The following is an 18279-nucleotide window of genomic DNA, read 5'->3' as shown; positions in this document are numbered from 1 at the left end:
ATGACGGACATCATCAAGCTCACCGCCGCCGAGATCGCGGAGAAGATCGCCTCCGGCGAGCTCACCGCGGTCGAGGTCACCGAGGCCCACCTGGCCCGGATCGAGGCCGTCGACGAGAAGGTCCACGCCTTCCTGCACGTCGACCGGGAGGGCGCCCTCGCCCAGGCCCGGGCCGTGGACGAGAAGCGGGCCAACGGCGAGAAGCTGGGCCCGCTGGCCGGCGTACCGCTCGCGCTCAAGGACATCTTCACCACCCGGGACATGCCGACCACCGTCGGTTCCAAGATCCTGGAGGGCTGGATCCCGCCCTACGACGCGACGCTGACGAAGAAGCTGAAGGCCGCCGACGTGGTGATCCTCGGCAAGACCAACATGGACGAGTTCGCCATGGGGTCGTCGACGGAGAACAGCGCGTACGGCCCGACCGGCAACCCGTGGGACCTGACGAGGATCCCCGGCGGCTCCGGCGGCGGCTCGTCCGCCGCGCTGGCGTCGTACGAGGCGCCGCTGGCGATCGGCACGGACACCGGCGGTTCCATCCGCCAGCCCGCGGCCGTCACCGGCACGGTCGGCGTCAAGCCGACGTACGGCGGGGTCTCCCGCTACGGCATGGTCGCCTTCTCCTCCTCCCTCGACCAGGGCGGGCCCTGCGCCCGTACGGTCCTGGACGCGGCGCTGCTGCACGAGGTCATCGCCGGGCACGACCCGCTGGACTCCACGTCCGTCGACGCGCCCGTGCCGCCGGTCGTCGAGGCCGCGCGGAACGGCTCGGTGCGGGGCATGCGCGTGGGCGTCGTCAAGCAGTTCCGCGGCGAGGGCTACCAGGCCGGCGTCGTCCAGCGGTTCGACGAGTCGGTCGAGCTGCTCAAGGAGCTGGGCGCCGAGATCGTCGAGCTGGACTGCCCGTCCTTTGACCTGGCGCTGTCGGCGTACTACCTGATCGCCCCGTCGGAGTGCTCCTCCAACCTCGCCCGGTTCGACGGCCTGCGCTACGGCCTGCGGGTCGGCGACGACGGCACCCGCTCCGCCGAGGACGTCACGGCGCTGACCCGCGAGGCCGGCTTCGGCGACGAGGTCAAGCGCCGCGTCATGCTCGGTACGTACGCGCTCAGCTCCGGCTACTACGACGCGTACTACGGCAGCGCGCAGAAGGTACGGACGCTGATCACCCGGGACTTCGAGAAGGCCTTCGAGCAGGTCGACGTGATCGTCTCGCCGACGACGCCGACCACCGCCTTCCCGATCGGCGAGCGCGCCGACGACCCGATGGCGATGTACCTCGCCGACCTGTGCACCATCCCGACCAACCTGGCCGGCAACGCCGCCATGTCGCTGCCCTGCGGGCTGGCGCCGGAGGACAACCTGCCGGTGGGTCTCCAGATCATCGCCCCCGCCATGAAGGACGACCGCCTCTACAAGGTCGGTGCGGCCGTCGAGGCCGCCTTCGTGGCACGCTGGGGCCACCCGCTGCTGGAGGAGGCTCCCTCGCTGTGAGCGACGCACGCGCGGCCGCCGGGCCGCAGATGACGACGAAATCCGCACCTCTGCGCCGCGCGGGCGGAGAAGCGAACGGAGAGACACAGTGAGCGCACTGACCAAGGCCAAGGGCTTCAGGAAGTCCCGGGCCGGAACGTATCTGTCCATCGGCACCACCGCCTTCGGCGCGCTCAGCGTCATCAAGCAGGCCCGCAAGGCGCGTGGCGAGAGCGACACGCTGCTGCTGCTCGACGCCATCGTGTCGGCCGCCGCGATCGCGACCGGCCTCGCCATCCTGGTGCGCGAGCTGAAGCGCGTCGGCGACGACGACGTCCTGTTCGGCTGAGAGGGAAAGTTTCACCGTGACCGTCATCACCGAGCTGGTGCCGTACGAGGACGCCCTCGCCGCCTACGACCCCGTCATGGGGCTCGAGGTGCACGTCGAACTCGGCACCAGGACCAAGATGTTCTGCGGCTGTTCGACCGAGCTGGGCGCCGAGCCCAACTCGCAGACCTGCCCCACCTGCCTCGGCATGCCCGGGTCGCTCCCGGTCGTCAACGCCGTCGGCGTCGAGTCGGCCATCAAGATCGGTCTCGCGCTGAACTGCGAGATCGCCGAATGGTGCCGTTTCGCCCGGAAGAACTACTTCTATCCGGACATGCCGAAGAACTTCCAGACCTCGCAGTACGACGAGCCGATCGCCTTCAACGGCTACCTGGACGTCCAGCTCGAGGACGGCGAGGTCTTCCGCGTGGAGATCGAGCGCGCCCACATGGAGGAGGACACCGGCAAGTCCACCCACGTGGGCGGTGCGACCGGCCGGATCCACGGCGCCTCGCACTCGCTGCTGGACTACAACCGCGCCGGCATCCCGCTGATCGAGATCGTCACCAAGCCGATCACCGGCGCCGGTGAGCGCGCTCCCGAGGTCGCCAAGGCGTACGTGGCCGAGCTGCGCGAGGTCATCAAGGCGCTCGGCGTCTCCGAGGCCCGTATGGAGATGGGCCAGATGCGCTGCGACGTGAACCTGTCGCTGCGCCCGCACGGCACCGAGAAGTTCGGTACGCGCTCGGAGACCAAGAACGTCAACTCGCTGCGGAGCGTCGAGCGGGCCGTACGGTTCGAGATCAGCCGCCACGCGGGCGTGCTGAACGCGGGCGGCACGATCATTCAGGAGACCCGCCACTTCCACGAGGAGGACGGCTCCACGACGTCCGGCCGGGTGAAGGAGGAGGCCGAGGACTACCGGTACTTCCCGGAGCCCGACCTCGTCCCGGTGGCCCCGTCCCGCGAGTGGGTCGAGGAGCTGCGCGGGGGGCTGCCCGAGCTGCCGCGCGTGCGCCGCAACCGGCTGCGCGAGGAGTGGGGCGTGTCCGAGCACGACATGCAGTCCATCCTCAACGCGGGCGCGGTCGACCTGATCGTCGCCACCACCGAGGCGGGCGCCCCGGCCGACCAGGCCCGCAAGTGGTGGATGGGTGAGCTGGCCCGGCACGCCAACGAGTCGGGTACGCCGCTCGAGGCGCTGGCCATCACCCCGGCCCAGGTGGCCCGGGTGACCGAGCTGGTGGCGTCCGGCGACCTCAACGACAAGCTGGCCCGCCAGGTCATCGAGGGCGTGCTGGGCGGCGAGGGCGACCCGGACACGGTCGTCGAGAAGCGCGGCCTGAAGGTCGTCTCCGACGAGGGTGCGCTGGGTACGGCCGTGGACGAGGCGATCGCCGCCAACGCGGCCATCGCGGACAAGATCCGCGGCGGCAAGGTGGCCGCTGCCGGCGCCCTGGTGGGCGCGGTCATGAAGGCCACCCGGGGCCAGGCGGACGCGGCCCGCGTGCGCGAACTGATCCTGGAGAGGCTCGGCGTCGAGGGCTGACACCGGCACCGCTCGGCCCCCGCACCCGATGGGTGCGGGGGCCGAGTCATGGCCGCCGGGGGCCCCGCCACCGGGGGGAGGGGGTGTGGCGGGGACCTGGCCGTCCCGTGGGGGGAGCCGAGGTGACTTCTGCCCCCGGTCCCACGGCTCATGCCGGGTTGGCGAGTTGTGGTCATCCTGGCCGGGTCCGGTACGTCGATTCTCGGACATTCACCGTCGCGTCGGTGGCAGGCCCTGACGGCTTCCGGGGGGTGATGGGCCACATCGAGAACGGGCGCGCCGGCGCCTCCGGCCGACCCCGGTCCCGGCCCGGGCGGACGGGTACGCGGAGCCCCATGATCCTTGGCCCGAGCTTCTGCGCACCGTGACACGGCGGCTGTGAGGATCGCCACGAAACGGACAATGGATCTTTTTAGCCTGCCAGAGTGGCGGTACGTAGGTCATGCGTTCTTTACGGGCAATTCCCGATAGAGACCACGAACCACCCCAGGGAGTGCCCCGTTGGCAGCCATCGCCCGATGGTGCATCACGCACCGCCTCGCCACCGTCCTGCTCTGGGCCGCTGCCCTGGTCGGTGTCACGGCGGCCGCCGGCCTCGCCGGTTCCGCGTACTCCAACGACTACGACGTCCCCGGCACCGAGTCGGGCCGCGCCACCGTGCTCCTCGACGAGGGCTTCCCCGGCCGGAGCGGCGACGGCGACACCATCGTCTGGCACACCACCCGGGGCAGCGTCCGCGCCGAGCCCGTCGAGGACCGGATGGCGGCCATGCTCGACGACGTCGCCCGGCTCCCCGGAGTCGCCTCCGTCACCAGCCCGTACGACCGCGCCCCCGGCCCCGGCGCGACCTCCGGCGCCGCCCGTGCCGCGGACGCGGCCCACGAGCCCGCCGGGCCGTCCTACGAACCCGGCCGGATCAGCGACGACGGACGCACCGCCTACGCCACGGTCGCCTTCGACCGGCCCGCCGGCGAGATCGCGCCCGACCGCATCGAGGCCGTGGTCGACACGGCCCGCGCGGCCGCGACCGACGGCGTCCAGGTGGAGCTCGGCGGCAGCGCCGTCGCCGTCACCGAGGCGCCGGCCTCCCACACCGCCGAGATCGTCGGCGTGGCCGTCGCCGCCGTGGTCCTCTTCCTCGCCTTCGGCTCGCTCGCCGCCAGCGTCCTGCCCATCGCCACCGCCCTGGTCAGCGTCGGCACCGCCTACGCGGGCATCAGCCTGCTGGGCCACGTCATGACGGTCGCCGACTTCGCGCCCATGCTGGGCATGCTCATCGGCCTCGGCGTCGGGATCGACTACGCCCTGTTCATCGTCACCCGCCACCGCAAGGGCCTCAAGCGCGGCCTCCCGGTCGCCGAGGCCGCCCGGAACGCCGTCGCCACCACCGGCCGGGCCGTCGTCTTCGCCGGCGCGACGGTCTGCATCGCGCTGCTGGGCATGCTGATCCTGCGCCTGGGCTTCCTCAACGGCGTCGCCATCGCGGCCTCGCTCACCGTCGTCCTCACCGTTGCCGCGTCCGTGACGCTGCTGCCCGCGCTGCTGTCCTTCATCGGCATGCGCGCCCTGTCCCGCCGCGAGCGGGCCCGGCTCGTCGAGCACGGCCCCGAGCCCGAGCTGCCGACCGGCTTCGCCGCCCGCTGGTCGGCGTTCGTCGAGCGCCACCCCAAGCTGCTGGGCGCCGTCGCCGCCGTCGTGATGCTGGTTCTCGCGCTGCCCACCCTGGGCCTGCACCTGGGCACCTCCGACCAGGGCAACAACCCGGCCGCCTCGACCACGCGCAAGGCCTACGACCTGCTCGCCGACGGCTTCGGCCCCGGTGTCAACGGCCCCCTCACCCTGGTCGCCGAGCTCGACGGCGCCGACGACCGGCTCGCCCTCGCCGCCCTCCCCGACGCCCTCCGGGCCACCGGCGGCGTGGAGACGGTCGGCCCGGTCACCTACAGCGGCAGCGGCAACACGGCCGTCCTCACCGTCGTACCGGACTCCGCGCCGCAGTCGGAGGCGACCAGCGACCTCGTCGACCGGCTGCGCGACGACGTCCTGCCGACCGCCGAGGAGGGCACCTCCCTCGACGTGTACGTCGGTGGCGTCACCGCCGGGTACGACGACTTCGCCCAGGTCATCATCGGCAAGCTGCCGCTGTTCGTGGGCGTGGTCATCGCCCTGGGCTGTCTGCTGCTCCTGCTCGCCTTCCGCTCGATCGGGATCCCGCTGAAGGCGGCCCTGATGAACGTCACCGCCGTGGCCTCGGCCTTCGGTGTCGTCGTGGCGATCTTCCAGTGGGGCATGGGCAGCGAGCTGCTCGGCCTCGGCCGGGCCGGCCCCATCGAACCCTTCCTGCCGGTGATCATGGTGTCGGTGCTCTTCGGGCTCTCCATGGACTACCAGGTGTTCCTGGTGAGCCGGATGTACGAGGAGTGGCTGGAGACCGGTGACAACCGGCGGGCCGTACGCGTCGGTCTCGCCGAGACGAGCCGGGTCATCAACTCCGCCGCCGTGATCATGATCGCCGTGTTCCTGGCGTTCGTCCTCTCCGGGGACCGGGTCATCGCGATGTTCGGCATCGGACTGGCGGCCGCCGTCGCCCTGGACGCCTTCGTCCTCCGTACGCTCCTGGTGCCCGCCCTCATGCACATGCTCGGCGGCGCCAACTGGTGGCTGCCGGGCTGGCTCGACCGCGTCCTGCCCCGCATCAGCGTCGAAAACCCCGAGTGCCACGATTCCGAGCGTGCGAAGATCCCGTGGCAGCGCGCGAGCGACGACGGGCAGCTCGTGCCATAGCGGTGGAGGACCACGACGGTGTTCGCGATATCCCTGGGTGACGACGGAGCCGAGCTGCGGCCGCTGGAGCCGTGGCAGGCCGAGGAGTACCTGGCCCACATGGACCGGGGCAGGGACTACATCGGGCAGTACGTCGCCCTCCCGACCGTCTGCACCGACCTCCCCTCCACCAGGGCCTTCCTCCAGGCGTACGCCGACAAGGCGGCCTCCGACACGGGCCGGATCCTCGGCATCTGGCTCGACGGCACCCTCGTCGGCGGGGTCCTGCTGCGGGTCATGGACACCGCCGCCGGCACCTGCGAGGCGGGCTGCTGGCTGGAGCCCTCGGTGTCCGGCCGGGGCCTGGTCACCCGGGCGGTCCGCGTGCTGATCGACTGGGCGGTGACCGAGCGCGGGATGCACCGTGTCGAGTGGCAGGTCTCGTCGGCGAACACCGCCAGCATCAACGTCGCCAAGCGCCTCGGCATGACCAAGGAGGGCGTGCTCCGCGAGAGCTACCCGTACCGGGGCGTACGCCACGACATGGAGGTCTGGTCCGTCCTCGCGCCCGAGTGGCGTGCGGCACGCGGCGGGGCGCGGGACGCGTCGCGTTAAGGGGCCTCTCAGAAACGGTACCTAGCGTGCCGGGCATGAACCCCACCAGGACGAACCCCGGCACCACCGGCTCCGCCCCCGCGGAGCCCGACGACACCAGGGCCCCGACGGCGAAGGCTCCCGCGGCGGCGACGGCCACCACCGACGGCCCGCGCGAGCACGCCCCGGACGACGACGCCACCCGCACCCACGGGCCCGCCGGCTCCGGGTCCGGCGAAGACGCCCCGGACGCCCCGGACGACGACGACGCCACCCGCGCCGCCCCGGACGACGACGCCACCGGGGACGCCTCCCGGCCGGCGTCCGGGCCGGGAGGCGTCACGGGCGGCCTCGCCGCCGCGGCGGCGGCCGTCGTCGCCACCGCGCTCGGCCTCGCCTCGCTGACCGGCACCTGGCCGGGCCGCGTCGCCGCCGAGCGCGAGACCCTCGTCGGACAGATCGCCACCTCCCGGACCGGCTCCGCCACCCAGCAGATCTCCGAGATCTACGGGGACGCCTGGCACACCACCGCCTTCGTCAACGGCCTGTTCGCCCTCCTCGCGCTGCTCACCGGTCTCGTCGTCCTCACCCGCCCCCGGCGCCCCCAGTGGGTCGGCGCCGTGGCCCTGGCCGGTGCCGTGCTCGGCGGCCTCGGCCTGCTGCTGTCCGCCGGCATGTACGCCGACCTCTTCCTCCCGCTGCCCGGCACCGGCGCCTAGGGGGTGTCTCGCCGATCGTGCCGGGCTCACGGCGCCCGGCAAGTCACTCCCTAGGGCACTCCCCGGGCCCTCCTGAGGTACCTCAGGACGCGCCTAAGGAGCCCCCGCCACCCACAATGCGGCACTCTCCCGATGTGGCCGGACCCCCTGGGGAACGAGACTCGAGGCATCAAGGGAACGCCCCGAACACACCAGGGAGAGAACGATGTTCGCGTACGAACTCCAGCAGGCCCGTCACGCCGAGCTCATCCGCCGGGCCGACGCCCAGCGGCTCGCCAACCGCGCCCGGGCCGCCCACAAGGCCGGCCGGCTCCTCGGCCGCCGGTCCGGGCGCCACGCCGCCGAAGGGCAGGTGAACACCGACCCCGGCCGCTTCACCACGGCGGCCTGACGGCCGGCCGGCACCCACGCCATGGCCGTCGTGCCGAAATCCGGTGCCCCGCTGTCGGAAGGCTGTGCGATGCTCGGCCACGTGGAGAACAGGTCCGTCAGCCCCGTGTTCGTCGGCAGAGCCGGTGAACTGACCACCCTCACCGAAGCGCTCTCCCGCGCCACCGCGGGAGAGCCACAGGCGTTGCTCGTCGGAGGCGAGGCGGGGGTCGGCAAGACCCGCCTGCTGGAGGAGTTCCTCGGCGAGGCGTGCGCCCAGGGGGCCGTGGTCGCGGTCGGAGGATGTGTCGAGATCGGCGCCGACGGACTGCCGTTCGCGCCGTTCTCCACCGCGCTGCGCGCCCTGCGCCGCACCCTCCCCGACGAGCTCGCCGCCGCCGCGGAGGGCCAGGAGGGCGAACTGGCCCGGCTGCTGCCCGAACTGGGCGACGCGGCCGGGCCCGAGCCGTACAACGAGGACAGCACCGCCCGGCTGTTCGAGCTGACCGTCCGCCTCCTGGAGCGCATCGCCGCCGACCGCACGGTCGTCCTCGCCCTGGAGGACCTGCACTGGGCCGACACCTCCACCCGCCACCTGCTCGCGTACCTCTTCCGCACCCTGCACCGCGGCCGGCTCGTGGTCGTCGCCACCTACCGCGCCGACGACATCCACCGCCGCCACCCGCTGCGTCCGCTGCTCGCCGAGCTGGACCGGCTGCGCACGGTCCGCCGCATCGAGCTGCCCCGGTTCAACCGCACCGAGGTGCACCGCCAGTTGACCGGCATCCTGGCCGCCGAACCCACCGCCGCGCTCGTCGACGACGTCTTCCGCCGCTCCGACGGCAACGCCTTCTTCGTCGAGGAGCTCGTCGTCTGCCAGGAGGGCGGCGGCGAGCCGGGCGGGCTGAGCGAGTCCCTCCGCGACCTGCTCCTCGTGCGCGTGGAACGGCTCTCCGAGGACGCCCAACGGGTCGTCAGGACCGTTGCGGAGGGCGGCTCCACCGTCGAGTACGGCCTGCTCGCCGCCGTCGCCCGGCTGCCCGAGGACGACCTCATCGAGGCGCTGCGCGCCGCCGTCAACGCCAACATCCTGCTCGCCGTGCCCGACGGCGAGGGTTACCGCTTCCGCCACTCCCTGGTGCGCGAGGCCGTCAGCGACGACCTGCTGCCCGGCGAGCGCTCCCGCCTCAACCGGCGCTACGCCGAGGCGCTGGAGGCCGACCCCGGTCTCGTGCGGGCCGACGAACGCACCACCCGGCTCGCCAGCTACTGGTACCACGCGCACGACGCCGCCAAGGCCCTGCCCGTCGTCCTGCGGGCCGCCGTCGAGGCCCGCAAGCGGCACGCCCACGCCGAGCAGATGCGCCTGCTGGAGCGGGCCATGGAGCTCTGGGACGACGTGCCCGAGGACGTCCGCGCCTCCCTGCGGCCCATCGACTACGCCGAGGCGTACCCGGCGTGCGGCTGCCCCGAGACCACCCCGCTGCGCTACCTGGACCTGCTGGCCGAGGCGGCGGTGGCCGCGCGGCTGTGCGGCGAACGCGAACGGGCCCTGAAGATCGTCAAGCGGGCGCTGCGGCTGCTGGACGAGGAGGGCGACCCGGCCGCCGGCTCCGCCGACAAGGACCCGCAGCGCGCGGCCTGGTTCTGGACCGAGCGCTCCCGGCTGATGTCCAACCTCGGGCGCGGCGACGGCTGGACCGAGATCGCCACCGCCCAGGAGCTGGTGCGCGGTCTCCCGCCGTCCGCCGTCCACGCGCAGGTCCTGGCGGTGGCCGCCGGCTGGGGCATGCTGCACGCGCCCGGCCTGGAGAGCCTGGCCGCCGCCGAACGGGCCGTCGAGTACGCCCGGCTGGTCAAGGCCGAGCCCATCGAGCTGAACGCCCGGCTCACCCTCGGCGGCCTCATGGTCGACTCGGGCGACGTCGAAGCGGGCTTCGCCGAGATGTACGCGGTGCTGGAGCGGACCCTCGACCTGTGCCTGCGCACCGAGTCCGGACGCGCCTACGTCAACATCTCCTCCTGCCTGGAGGGCGTCGGCCGCTCCCGGGAGGCGGTCCGGATCGCCACCGAGGGCGTGGAGTTCTCCCGGAAGCGGGGGCTCCTGGACAACAAGGCCTGGGTCCTCGGCAACCTCGTCGAGTCCCAGATCTCGCTGGGCCACTGGGACGAGGCGGCCGAGGGCGCCCAGCGGCTCCAGCGCGTCGCCTACAGCTCCAGGCCGCGCGCCGGGGCGCAGTTGCGGCGGGCCCAGCTCGCCGGGCTCCGGGGCGAGCTGGAGGTCTGCGCCGAGTACGCGGCCCGGGCCCGGGAGACGTACGGCACGCACGATCCGATGCACCAGTACCTGCTGCCCCTGGCGCAGACGGAGCTGGGGATCGCCGCCGCGCAGGGCCGTCTCGCCGACGTGCGGACGGGCCTGGTCGAGGCGGCGGGACGCGGCTTCCCGATCGGCAGTCAGCGGTACGCCTGGCCGCTGCTGCTCACCGCCGCCACGGCCGAGGCGGAGGCCCGCGGGCTGCCCGCGGCGGCGGAGGGCCGCGCCGAGGCGGTGGCGCTGATCCGCTCGTACGCGCGGCAGCTCGCCACCCCGGTCCCGGTGTGGCGGGCCCACGCGCTGTTCACGGCCGCCGAGCTGGCCCGCGCCGAGGGCCGGGACGACGCCGACCGGTGGGCGGAGGTGGTGGACGCCTTCGGCCCCCTGGAGCGCCCCTACGAGCTGGCCCGCGCCCGGCACCGCCGGGCGGACGCCCTGCTCGCCCGGGGCGGCAACCGGGACCGGGCCGCGGAGCTGGCCCGCGAGGCGCACCAGGTCGCCGTGCACCTGGGTGCCCGTCCCCTGCGCGAGGAGCTGGAACTGCTGGCGGCCCGGGCCCGCCTGTCCCTCACGGCCCCGGCGGCCGTCCCGGCACCGGAGCCGGACGGCGAGGGCTTCGGGCTCACACCCCGCGAGCAGGACGTGCTCCGGCTGGTCGCGGTGGGCCGCACCAACCGGCAGATAGCCGAGGAGCTGTTCATCTCACCGAAGACGGCGAGCGTGCACGTCTCCAACATCCTGGCCAAGCTCCGCGTCTCGGGCCGCGGCGAGGCCGCCGCCCTCGCCCACCGCCTCCGCCTGCTCCCCGAGGTTCCCGTCTGACACCGCCGGCCCCGCCGCACGCGCCCGGCGTGCACCCGCACCCGGCCCACCGGCCCGGCGCCCCCGAGGGGCTCAGGAGCCGGAGGGGCGGGGCGCGCGGATGGTGACCGTGCCGGACGCGAGGTCTATGGGGCCGCGGGCGGGGTCGCCGTCATTCTGGTCCTCCCGCGTCAGCTCCAGCCGCCGTTGCTCGTCGTCCGTGTGCTTGCGGCCCGGCGCGAAGAGTTGCTCCATCATGTTGAACACTGGCTGCCACCTCTCAGGTCACCTCCAGGCGGAGGATCCGGTCGTCTCCCGCCTCCGGTGTGCCCCGGCCGTCCGTCTCGCTGGTGACCAGCCACACCGCGCCGCCGCCCGCCGCCAGGACCGTGCGCAGCCGGCCGTACCGCTCCTGGAGGAACGGCTGGGGGGCCGCCGAAGGTTCCGCCCCCGCCAGCGGGACCCGCCACAGCCGCTCGCCCCGCAGTCCGGCCACCCAGACCGAGCCCTCCACGACGGCGATGCCGCTCGGGGAGGCGTCGGCGGTCTTCCACTGGGCCACCGGGTCGGCGAAGCCGGGCCGGCCCTCCTCGCCCTCCACCTCGGGCCAGCCGTAGTTGCCGCCCGGCCGGATGAGGTTGAGCTCGTCCCAGGTGTTCTGCCCGAACTCGGCCGCCCACAGCCGCTTCTCGGAGTCCCAGGCCAGCCCCTGCACATTGCGGTGGCCGTACGAGTAGACGACCGAGTCGGCGGAGGGGTTGCCGTGCACCGGCCGGCCGTCCGGGGTCATCCGCAGGATCTTCCCGCCCAGGGAGGCCTTGTCCTGGGCCAAGCCGGTGTCACCGGTCTCGCCCGTGCCCGCGTACAGCATCCCGTCCGGGCCGAAGGCGATCCGCCCGCCGTTGTGGATCGACCCCTTGGGGATGCCCCGCAGGACCGTGTCGGGCGCCCCGAGCTGCTGGCCGGGCGGTCTCTTCTCGTCGTACAGCATGCGGGCGATGCGGTTGTCGGACTCGGTGGTGAAGTACGCGTACACCAGGTGGTCCGAGGCGTACGACGGCGACAGCGCCAGCCCCAGCAGCCCGCCCTCGCCCGCGGGGGCCACCCCCGGCACCGAGCCGATCACGGTTTTGGCGCCGCTCTCCCCGTCGACCCGGGTGATCGTCCCCTCGTCGCGCGAGGAGACCAGCAGGTCGCCCTCCGGCAGGGCGGCCAGGCCCCACGGCGACTTCAGTCCCCCGGTGAGCGTGGACACGACCTTCACCGTGCCCTTCGCGGGCGGACCGGAGGGCCCGGAGGGGGACGGCGACCCCGACGGCGATCCCGACGGCGGGGCGGAGGCGGCGGGCGGCGACCCCGGGCTCCTCGCGCCCGCGGGGTGCCCGCCCCCGTCCGCCGAGCACCCGGTCGCGAGGAGCAGGGCGCCGGCGGCCAACACGGCCGTCACAGCAGGACGTTGCACAGTTCCGATCCCTTCAACGGCGTGTGAGCTGCGTGCCCACCCTTGATACACCGCCCGGGCCGGTCACCGCCGAGGGTCCGGCGGGGGAGTCAGTCCCACGATCCGCGGGCCGGCGGCAGCGCGGCGATCTCCGCGAGGTCCTCGGCGGTCAGCGACAGCTCCGCCGCCCGCGCGTTCTCCACCGCCCACCGCTCGTGCTTCGTCCCCGGCACCGGTACGACGTGCCGACCCCGTCCCAGTACCCAGGCCAGCGCCACCTGTGCCGGCGTGACCCCCGCCGCCGCACCGCCGTGCCGCTCCGCCACCCGGCGCAGGCCCACCACGAGCGGCTGGTTCGCGGCCATCATCTCGGCCGTGAAGCGGGGGTGCCGGGCCCGCAGGTCCTCGGGCTCGAACCCGCTGCCCGGGGTCAGCGTCCCGGTGAGGAAGCCGTTGCCGAGCGGCATCGCCGCCAGGAACCCCACGCCCCGCGACGCGCACCACGGCAGCAGCCGGCGCAGCGCCTCGGGCGACCACACCGACAGCTCGGCCTGCACGGCGCTCACCGGGAACACCTGCTGCACCCGCTCGAGCTGCTGAATCGTTCCGTCGTACAGGTCCGCCCGGGACGCCCCCGCCGCGCCCCGGCGCGGCGCCCTGACGGCCATCGCGCACAGCCCCAGGGCCCGTACCTTGCCCGCCGTCACCAGCTCCGCCATCGCGCCCCAGGTCTCCTCCACGGGCACCTCGGGGTCGGCGCGGTGGAGCTGGTAGAGGTCGATCACGTCCGTCTGGAGCCGCCGCAGCGAGGCGTCGCACGCCCGGCGCACGTACCCGGGCCGCCCGTTGGCCACGATGTGCTGCTCCCCGACGAGCAGCCCGCACTTGGTGGACACGAACGCCTCCGCCCGCCGCTCCTTGAGCACCCGGCCCAGCAGCAGCTCGTTGGTGAACGGCCCGTACATGTCGGCGGTGTCAAGCAGGGACACCCCGGCGTCGAGCGCGGCGTGCACGGTGCGCAAGGAGCGGTCACCACGCTGTCGCGAAGCGCTGTAGGCCCAGCTCATCGGCATGCAGCCGAGGCCGACCGCACCTACTTCGAGCGCCGTCGCCCCGATCGTCCTGCGCTCCAACTCCCCGTACCCCTCCTCGTGCCGCTCCCCAAACTAACCTCCTGACCATGACTGCTGACGTGTGGCTCCCCATTCCGGCCGACGAGATGGACGGGCTCCCCGCCCCTGCCGAGTCGGGCCTGACCTACCGCTTCTGGGACGGCGGCCCGGACTTCCCGGCCGATCCGGCCGACTGCGTGTTCTACGTGGTGCCGTACATGAAGGGCAGCGAGATCGCGGTGCGCCCGATGGCCGCCATGACCTCCGTACGCGTCGTCCAGACGCTCTCGGCCGGGATCGACCATGTGACGCCGGGGCTCGGCGTCCTGCCGTCCGGGGTGACGCTGTGCAACGCCAAGGGCGTCCACGAGGCCAGCACGGCCGAGCTGACGATCGCGCTGACCCTGGCCTCCCTCCGGGGCATCCCCGGCTTCGTGCGCGGCCAGGACGCGGAGGAGTGGCGGGCCGGCTTCTACCCGGCGCTGGCCGACAGGTCCGTGCTCATCGTGGGCTACGGATCGATCGGCGCGGCCATAGAGGACCGGCTCGCGCCCTTCGAGTGCGCGCGGGTGGCGCGCGTCGCGCGCTCCGAGCGCACCACTGCGCGCGGTCCAGTGCAGCCGCTCACCGATCTGCCCGCCCTCCTGCCCCGGGCGGACGTCGTCATCCTGTCCACGCCCCTCACCCCCGACACCCACCACCTCGTGGACGCCGCATTCCTGGCCCGGATGAAGGACGGCGCCCTGCTGGTGAACGTCGCCCGCGGCCCCGTCGTCGACACGGAGGCGCTGCTGGCCGAGACACGGACCGGCCGGATCACCGCCGCGCTCGACGTCACCGACCCCGAGCCGCTGCCCCCCGGTCACCCGCTGTGGCACGCGCCGGGCGTGCTGATCAGTCCTCACGTCGGCGGTTCGACATCGGCGTTCATGCCCCGCGCGAAGCGTCTCGTCGTGGGTCAGGTCACCCGGTTCGCCGAGCGCGCGGAGATGCGGAACATCGTCCTCACCACCCCCTGACCACGCTCTGAAGCGAAATGGGCGCCCTCCGTGCCCATTAGCCTGATGATCGTCACGGAGCGTAGAGCACCCCTGTCCCTGAGTGACGATCCTGGTGTATCGTCCCGATCTGGGGGCCGCGTCGAGCATCAATCGGCGCTGGGGAGCGACGTGATGGCCGATCAGAATCCGAGGGGGGCGACGGGCGATGCACGGTCGATGGATGAACGAACCGGCGCGACGGGGCGGCCGACTGCGAGGCGTGACCGCCTCCCGGCCACCGGAGCCGACGCGGACGCGGCGGCAGCCGTCGCCGCACCACTTCGAGCCGCACACCGAGGTGTCCCCGTGAGCGCCCCGGGCGTGCTCATCGAGCGGCCGCCCGTCACCGGTGCGAGCACCGGCGGCACCACGAGCGGCAGTGCGGCGGGCGGTGGCGCGGCCGGCCGCGGCGCGGGCGGCTCCGGCGGCCTGGCGTGCCAGCTCCTCCTCGCCGCGCTGTGCGCGAGCTACGCGGCCGGTGCCGCCGTCGGCTGGGGCTCCGAGGAACTGGCGCTGATCATGGGCGACTTCGGCCTCAGCGCCGCCGCCCTGCTCGCCGCCGTCTCCTGCTTCGTGTACGCACGCACGCGTGGCAGCCGGTTCCGGCCCGCCTGGCTGCTGTTCGCCTTCTCCTCCGCGATGGCGGCCGGCGGCAACACCGTCTGGGGCTGGTACGAGGTCGTGCTCGAGCGCGAGGTGCCGCAGCCGTCCTTCGCCGACCTGTTCTTCCTGCTCTTCGCACCGCCCGCCATCGTCGGGCTGCTCGTCCTCGCCAAGCGGCCGGTCACCCGCGCCGGATGGACCTGCCTCGCGCTGGACTCCTGGCTGATCGGCGGGTCGCTGCTCACGCTGTCCTGGAGCCTCGCCCTCGCCCACACCGCCCGCTTCGAGGGCGAGAGCGTCGCGCGGGCCGCGCTGTCGCTCGCGTACCCGCTCCTGGACATCGTGCTGGTGAGCATGGTGCTGGCGCTGCACTTCCGGCGCTCCCAGACCAACCGCTCCGCCGTCCACACCGCGATCGCCGCCCTGGCGCTGACCGTGCTGTGCGACGCCCTGTTCACCTCACCGCTGCTGCGCGAGCACTACCGCTCGGGCCAGCTCCTCGACGCGGGCTGGTTCGCCGGCTCGCTGCTCCTGGCCTACGCCCCCTGGGGCGCCAACCGCCTGGCCGAGAGCCAGGCCCCGGCGCGCGGGCCCCGTCAGGCCAGTCGTCCCATCGCCGGGTCGCTGGCAGCCCTCACGCCGTACCTGGCGGCGGCGGTCTGCACGCTCGGCATCCTCTACAACGTCATCGAGGACCGCACGGTGGACCGCGTCGTCGTCTTCACCGGATGCACGGTCGTGCTCGCCCTGGTCGTGCGCCAGGGGATCATGCTCCTCGACAACATCGCCCTGACCCACGAACTGGCCCAGAAGGAGAACCACTTCCGGTCCCTGGTGCAGGGCTCCAGCGACGTGATCATGATCGCCGCCCCCGACGGGGTGCTGCGGTACGTCAGCCCGGCGGCCTCCGGCGTCTACGGGCGGGACGCCGACGAGCTCATCGGCTCGGAACTCGCGGCCCTCATCCACCCCGAAGACCTCGGCGGCGTGGTCCACGAGGTCCGGCGCTTCCTGACGGCGCCCCCCTCCGAGGAGCCCACGACCCGCATCGAGTGCCGCTTCAGGTCCGGCAGGGGGGAGTGGCTCAACGTCGAGTCGACCGTCAACCGCCACCAGGGCGGGCTGATCTTCAACAGCCGGGACGTCACCGAGCGGGTCCGCCTCCAGGCGCAGCTCCAGCACAACGCGGAACACGACCCGCTCACCGACCTGCCCAACCGCGCGCTGTTCACCCGGCGCGTGCGCCAGGCCCTCAGCGGCCGCCGCGCGGGCGACGCGGGCACGGCCGTGCTCTTCATCGACCTGGACGGCTTCAAGGGCGTCAACGACCGGCTCGGCCACCAGGCCGGCGACGAGCTGCTCATCCAGGCCGCCCGCCGGCTCCAGGACTCGGTGCGGGCCGGGGACACCGCGGCCCGCCTCGGCGGTGACGAGTTCGCCGCCCTGATCCTCGGGGACGGCAGCCGCGACCCGTCGGCCCGCGAGCCGCAGGTCCAGGAGATCGCCGACCGGCTGCGGCTCACGCTCTCGCAGCCGTACCGGATCGAGGGCCAGGAGGTCCGGGTCGCCGCGTCCATCGGCGTGGCCTTCGCCGAGGCGGGCATCAGCGCCGGGGACCTCCTCCGCAACGCGGACCTCGCCATGTACCGCGCCAAGGCGGGCGGCAAGAACCGCGTCGAGCTGTACGCGCCCCAGATGCAGTCCGACGTCGTGCGCCGCACGGACCTGGCCCGCCGCAGCCGCCCCCCGTCACCGGACGGCGAGTTCGTGCTGCTCCACCAGCCCGTGGTGGACCTCGCCACCGGCCGGATCACCGCCGTCGCCGCCCAGGCCCGCTGGCGGTCCGCCCAGGGCATCCTGTTCACCCCGGGGGAGTACCACCGGGTCGCCGAGGACGCCGAGCGCACCGCCGAGGTGAGCGGCCGGCTCCTGGAGGAGGCCGTCGAGCAGGCCGCGGAGCGCGGCCGGCTCGGCCACCGGGTGCCCGTCACGGTCCGCTTCCCGGCGCGCCGGCTGGTGGACCGCTCCATGCCGCTCGGCACCGTCGAAGCCCTGCTCACCAAGTACGAACTCCCCTCCGGGTCGCTGATCATCGAGCTGGCCGACAGCGACCCCCGGATCTCCTTCGACGAACTGGAACAGCGCCTGGCCGGCCTGCGCAGGCTCGGGGTGCGCATCGCGCTCGACGGATTCGGCAGCGGATATGCCGCGATCAACGCGCTCCGGCGGCTCCCGGTGGACATACTGAAACTGGACAGGGGCCTGGTCGAGGGCGTCGTCGAATCGGCCCGGCTGCACAAGATCACGAGTGGGCTGCTCCGCATCGCCCGTGACCTCGGCATGCAGTGCGTGGCCGACGGGGTCGACATGCCGGAGCAGGTCCTGGCGCTACGCGCGATGGGGTGCACGCATGGGCAGGGAACGGCCTTCTCGGGCCCCCTGGACGAGTACCGGCTCCGCCGTGCCCTGGTGCGGGACGCGTTCCCGGTGCCCGGCGGGACCGTCCTGCCCGCGGTCACCGGGGGCACCCGTCAGGGCACCCTCCCGGGCGTCCTGCCCGCCACCTTCCGCGGCACCCTCGTCGCGGGCGCCCGCCCGAGCGCCGTCCCCAGCGCCGTCCCGAGCGCCGCGCCCGGCGGCCCCCCGCCCGGCCCCGCGTCACCCGGCGCCGTGTCCGGCGACGGCCCGCCGGGCGGCACCCCGGCCGCCGGCACCCCGGCCGCCGGCACCCCGGCCGCCGGCACCCCGCCCGGCGGTACCCCCGGCGGCGTGCCCGGGGCCGGGTCCGGTGCCCGCCCCGGTGCCCTGCCGGGCGCCCTCGCCGGCACCGTGCCCCACGTCCTCCCGGCGCCCCTCCCGGTCGCCCTTCCCGGCAGCCTCCCGACCACCCTGCCGGGTGTCCTCCCGGGCATGCGTTCCCCCCATCCGTCCCGCTCACATAGTGAGACTCGCGTCCCACCCACTTGACACTGACGGTGCGCCGGAGGGAGGGTCGTTGCCATGCGCACCCGAATTCTCGTACTTGGAAAGCGCGTCGGCTGAGCACGGCCCGATGACGGCCCTGCAGACCCACACCGGCGCGCTCCCCTCGCTTGCCTCACGGCACGAGGGGTTTTTTGTTGCACTGGCACCGAGCCAAACCAGCTAAACCTCGCGAAAACCCTCAGCTT

The 18279-nt window shown here is 73.6% G+C and carries 13 protein-coding genes; 10 read left to right on the top strand and 3 right to left on the bottom strand.

What is annotated here, in order from left to right; genetic code table 11:
* From gatA to ACF068_RS00215, 8 genes are all read left to right on the top strand, one after another.
* On the top strand, positions 1-1494 hold the full coding sequence (gatA, locus tag ACF068_RS00250) for an Asp-tRNA(Asn)/Glu-tRNA(Gln) amidotransferase subunit GatA (RefSeq protein WP_392271886.1): 1494 nt from the start codon (positions 1-3) through the stop codon (positions 1492-1494).
* Between the two features lie 88 nt (positions 1495-1582).
* Positions 1583-1822, top strand: coding sequence for a hypothetical protein (locus ACF068_RS00245; protein ID WP_392271885.1), 240 nt, complete (start codon positions 1583-1585; stop codon positions 1820-1822).
* Positions 1823-1838: 16 nt separating this feature from the next.
* Positions 1839-3350, top strand: a complete 1512-nt coding sequence (gatB, locus tag ACF068_RS00240) for an Asp-tRNA(Asn)/Glu-tRNA(Gln) amidotransferase subunit GatB (protein ID WP_392271884.1) — start codon at positions 1839-1841, stop codon at positions 3348-3350.
* 501 nt (positions 3351-3851) lie between these two features.
* A complete protein-coding gene (locus ACF068_RS00235; protein ID WP_392271883.1) occupies positions 3852-6134 on the top strand; it encodes an MMPL family transporter in 2283 nt (760 codons plus the stop codon).
* Positions 6135-6152: 18 nt separating this feature from the next.
* Entirely contained in the window at positions 6153-6728 is a 576-nt protein-coding gene (locus tag ACF068_RS00230) for a GNAT family N-acetyltransferase (protein WP_392271882.1), read from the top strand.
* Between the two features lie 35 nt (positions 6729-6763).
* Positions 6764-7426, top strand: a complete 663-nt coding sequence (locus ACF068_RS00225) for a hypothetical protein (RefSeq protein WP_392271881.1) — start codon at positions 6764-6766, stop codon at positions 7424-7426.
* Between the two features lie 205 nt (positions 7427-7631).
* Complete coding sequence (locus ACF068_RS00220) at positions 7632-7817, top strand: hypothetical protein (protein WP_392271880.1); 186 nt, start codon at positions 7632-7634, stop codon at positions 7815-7817.
* 69 nt (positions 7818-7886) lie between these two features.
* A complete protein-coding gene (locus ACF068_RS00215; RefSeq protein ID WP_392271879.1) occupies positions 7887-10934 on the top strand; it encodes an AAA family ATPase in 3048 nt (1015 codons plus the stop codon).
* 72 nt (positions 10935-11006) lie between these two features.
* Here the strand turns inward: ACF068_RS00215 and ACF068_RS00210 are convergent, their stop codons facing one another.
* The 3 genes from ACF068_RS00210 to ACF068_RS00200 form a co-directional block, all read right to left on the bottom strand.
* Positions 11007-11171 carry a DUF6191 domain-containing protein gene (locus tag ACF068_RS00210; RefSeq protein ID WP_392271878.1) on the bottom strand — a complete coding sequence of 55 codons (165 nt, stop codon included), beginning with the start codon at positions 11169-11171 and terminating at the stop codon, positions 11007-11009.
* Between the two features lie 22 nt (positions 11172-11193).
* Complete coding sequence (locus ACF068_RS00205; protein WP_392271877.1) at positions 11194-12360, bottom strand: PQQ-dependent sugar dehydrogenase; 1167 nt, start codon at positions 12358-12360, stop codon at positions 11194-11196.
* Positions 12361-12464: 104 nt separating this feature from the next.
* Entirely contained in the window at positions 12465-13487 is a 1023-nt protein-coding gene (locus ACF068_RS00200; protein ID WP_392271876.1) for an aldo/keto reductase, read from the bottom strand.
* 47 nt (positions 13488-13534) lie between these two features.
* On the opposite strand from ACF068_RS00200, the gene ACF068_RS00195 reads away from it, so the two are divergent.
* Together ACF068_RS00195 and ACF068_RS00190 are read left to right on the top strand one after the other, a co-directional pair.
* Positions 13535-14485, top strand: a complete 951-nt coding sequence (locus ACF068_RS00195) for a 2-hydroxyacid dehydrogenase (RefSeq protein ID WP_392271875.1) — start codon at positions 13535-13537, stop codon at positions 14483-14485.
* Positions 14486-14812: 327 nt separating this feature from the next.
* A complete protein-coding gene (locus ACF068_RS00190) occupies positions 14813-18076 on the top strand; it encodes a putative bifunctional diguanylate cyclase/phosphodiesterase (RefSeq protein WP_392271874.1) in 3264 nt (1087 codons plus the stop codon).
* The last annotated feature ends 203 nt before the right edge of the window (positions 18077-18279 follow it).

This window comes from Streptomyces sp. NPDC016309 (assembly GCF_043077235.1).
GTDB lineage: Bacteria > Actinomycetota > Actinomycetes > Streptomycetales > Streptomycetaceae > Streptomyces.
This window is presented reverse-complemented; position numbering and strand designations above follow the sequence as displayed.

What these genes read in the sequence shown, in the direction of transcription:
- ACF068_RS00220 (WP_392271880.1), top strand. Translation starts at nt 7,632, where the DNA reads ATGTTCGCGTACGAACTCCAGCAGGCCCGTCACGCCGAGCTCATCCGC.
- ACF068_RS00195 (WP_392271875.1), top strand. Translation starts at nt 13,535, where the DNA reads ATGACTGCTGACGTGTGGCTCCCCATTCCGGCCGACGAGATGGACGGG.
- gatA (WP_392271886.1), top strand. Translation starts at nt 1, where the DNA reads ATGACGGACATCATCAAGCTCACCGCCGCCGAGATCGCGGAGAAGATC.
- ACF068_RS00210 (WP_392271878.1), bottom strand. Translation starts at nt 11,171, where the DNA reads ATGATGGAGCAACTCTTCGCGCCGGGCCGCAAGCACACGGACGACGAG.
- ACF068_RS00225 (WP_392271881.1), top strand. Translation starts at nt 6,764, where the DNA reads ATGAACCCCACCAGGACGAACCCCGGCACCACCGGCTCCGCCCCCGCG.
- ACF068_RS00215 (WP_392271879.1), top strand. Translation starts at nt 7,887, where the DNA reads ATGCTCGGCCACGTGGAGAACAGGTCCGTCAGCCCCGTGTTCGTCGGC.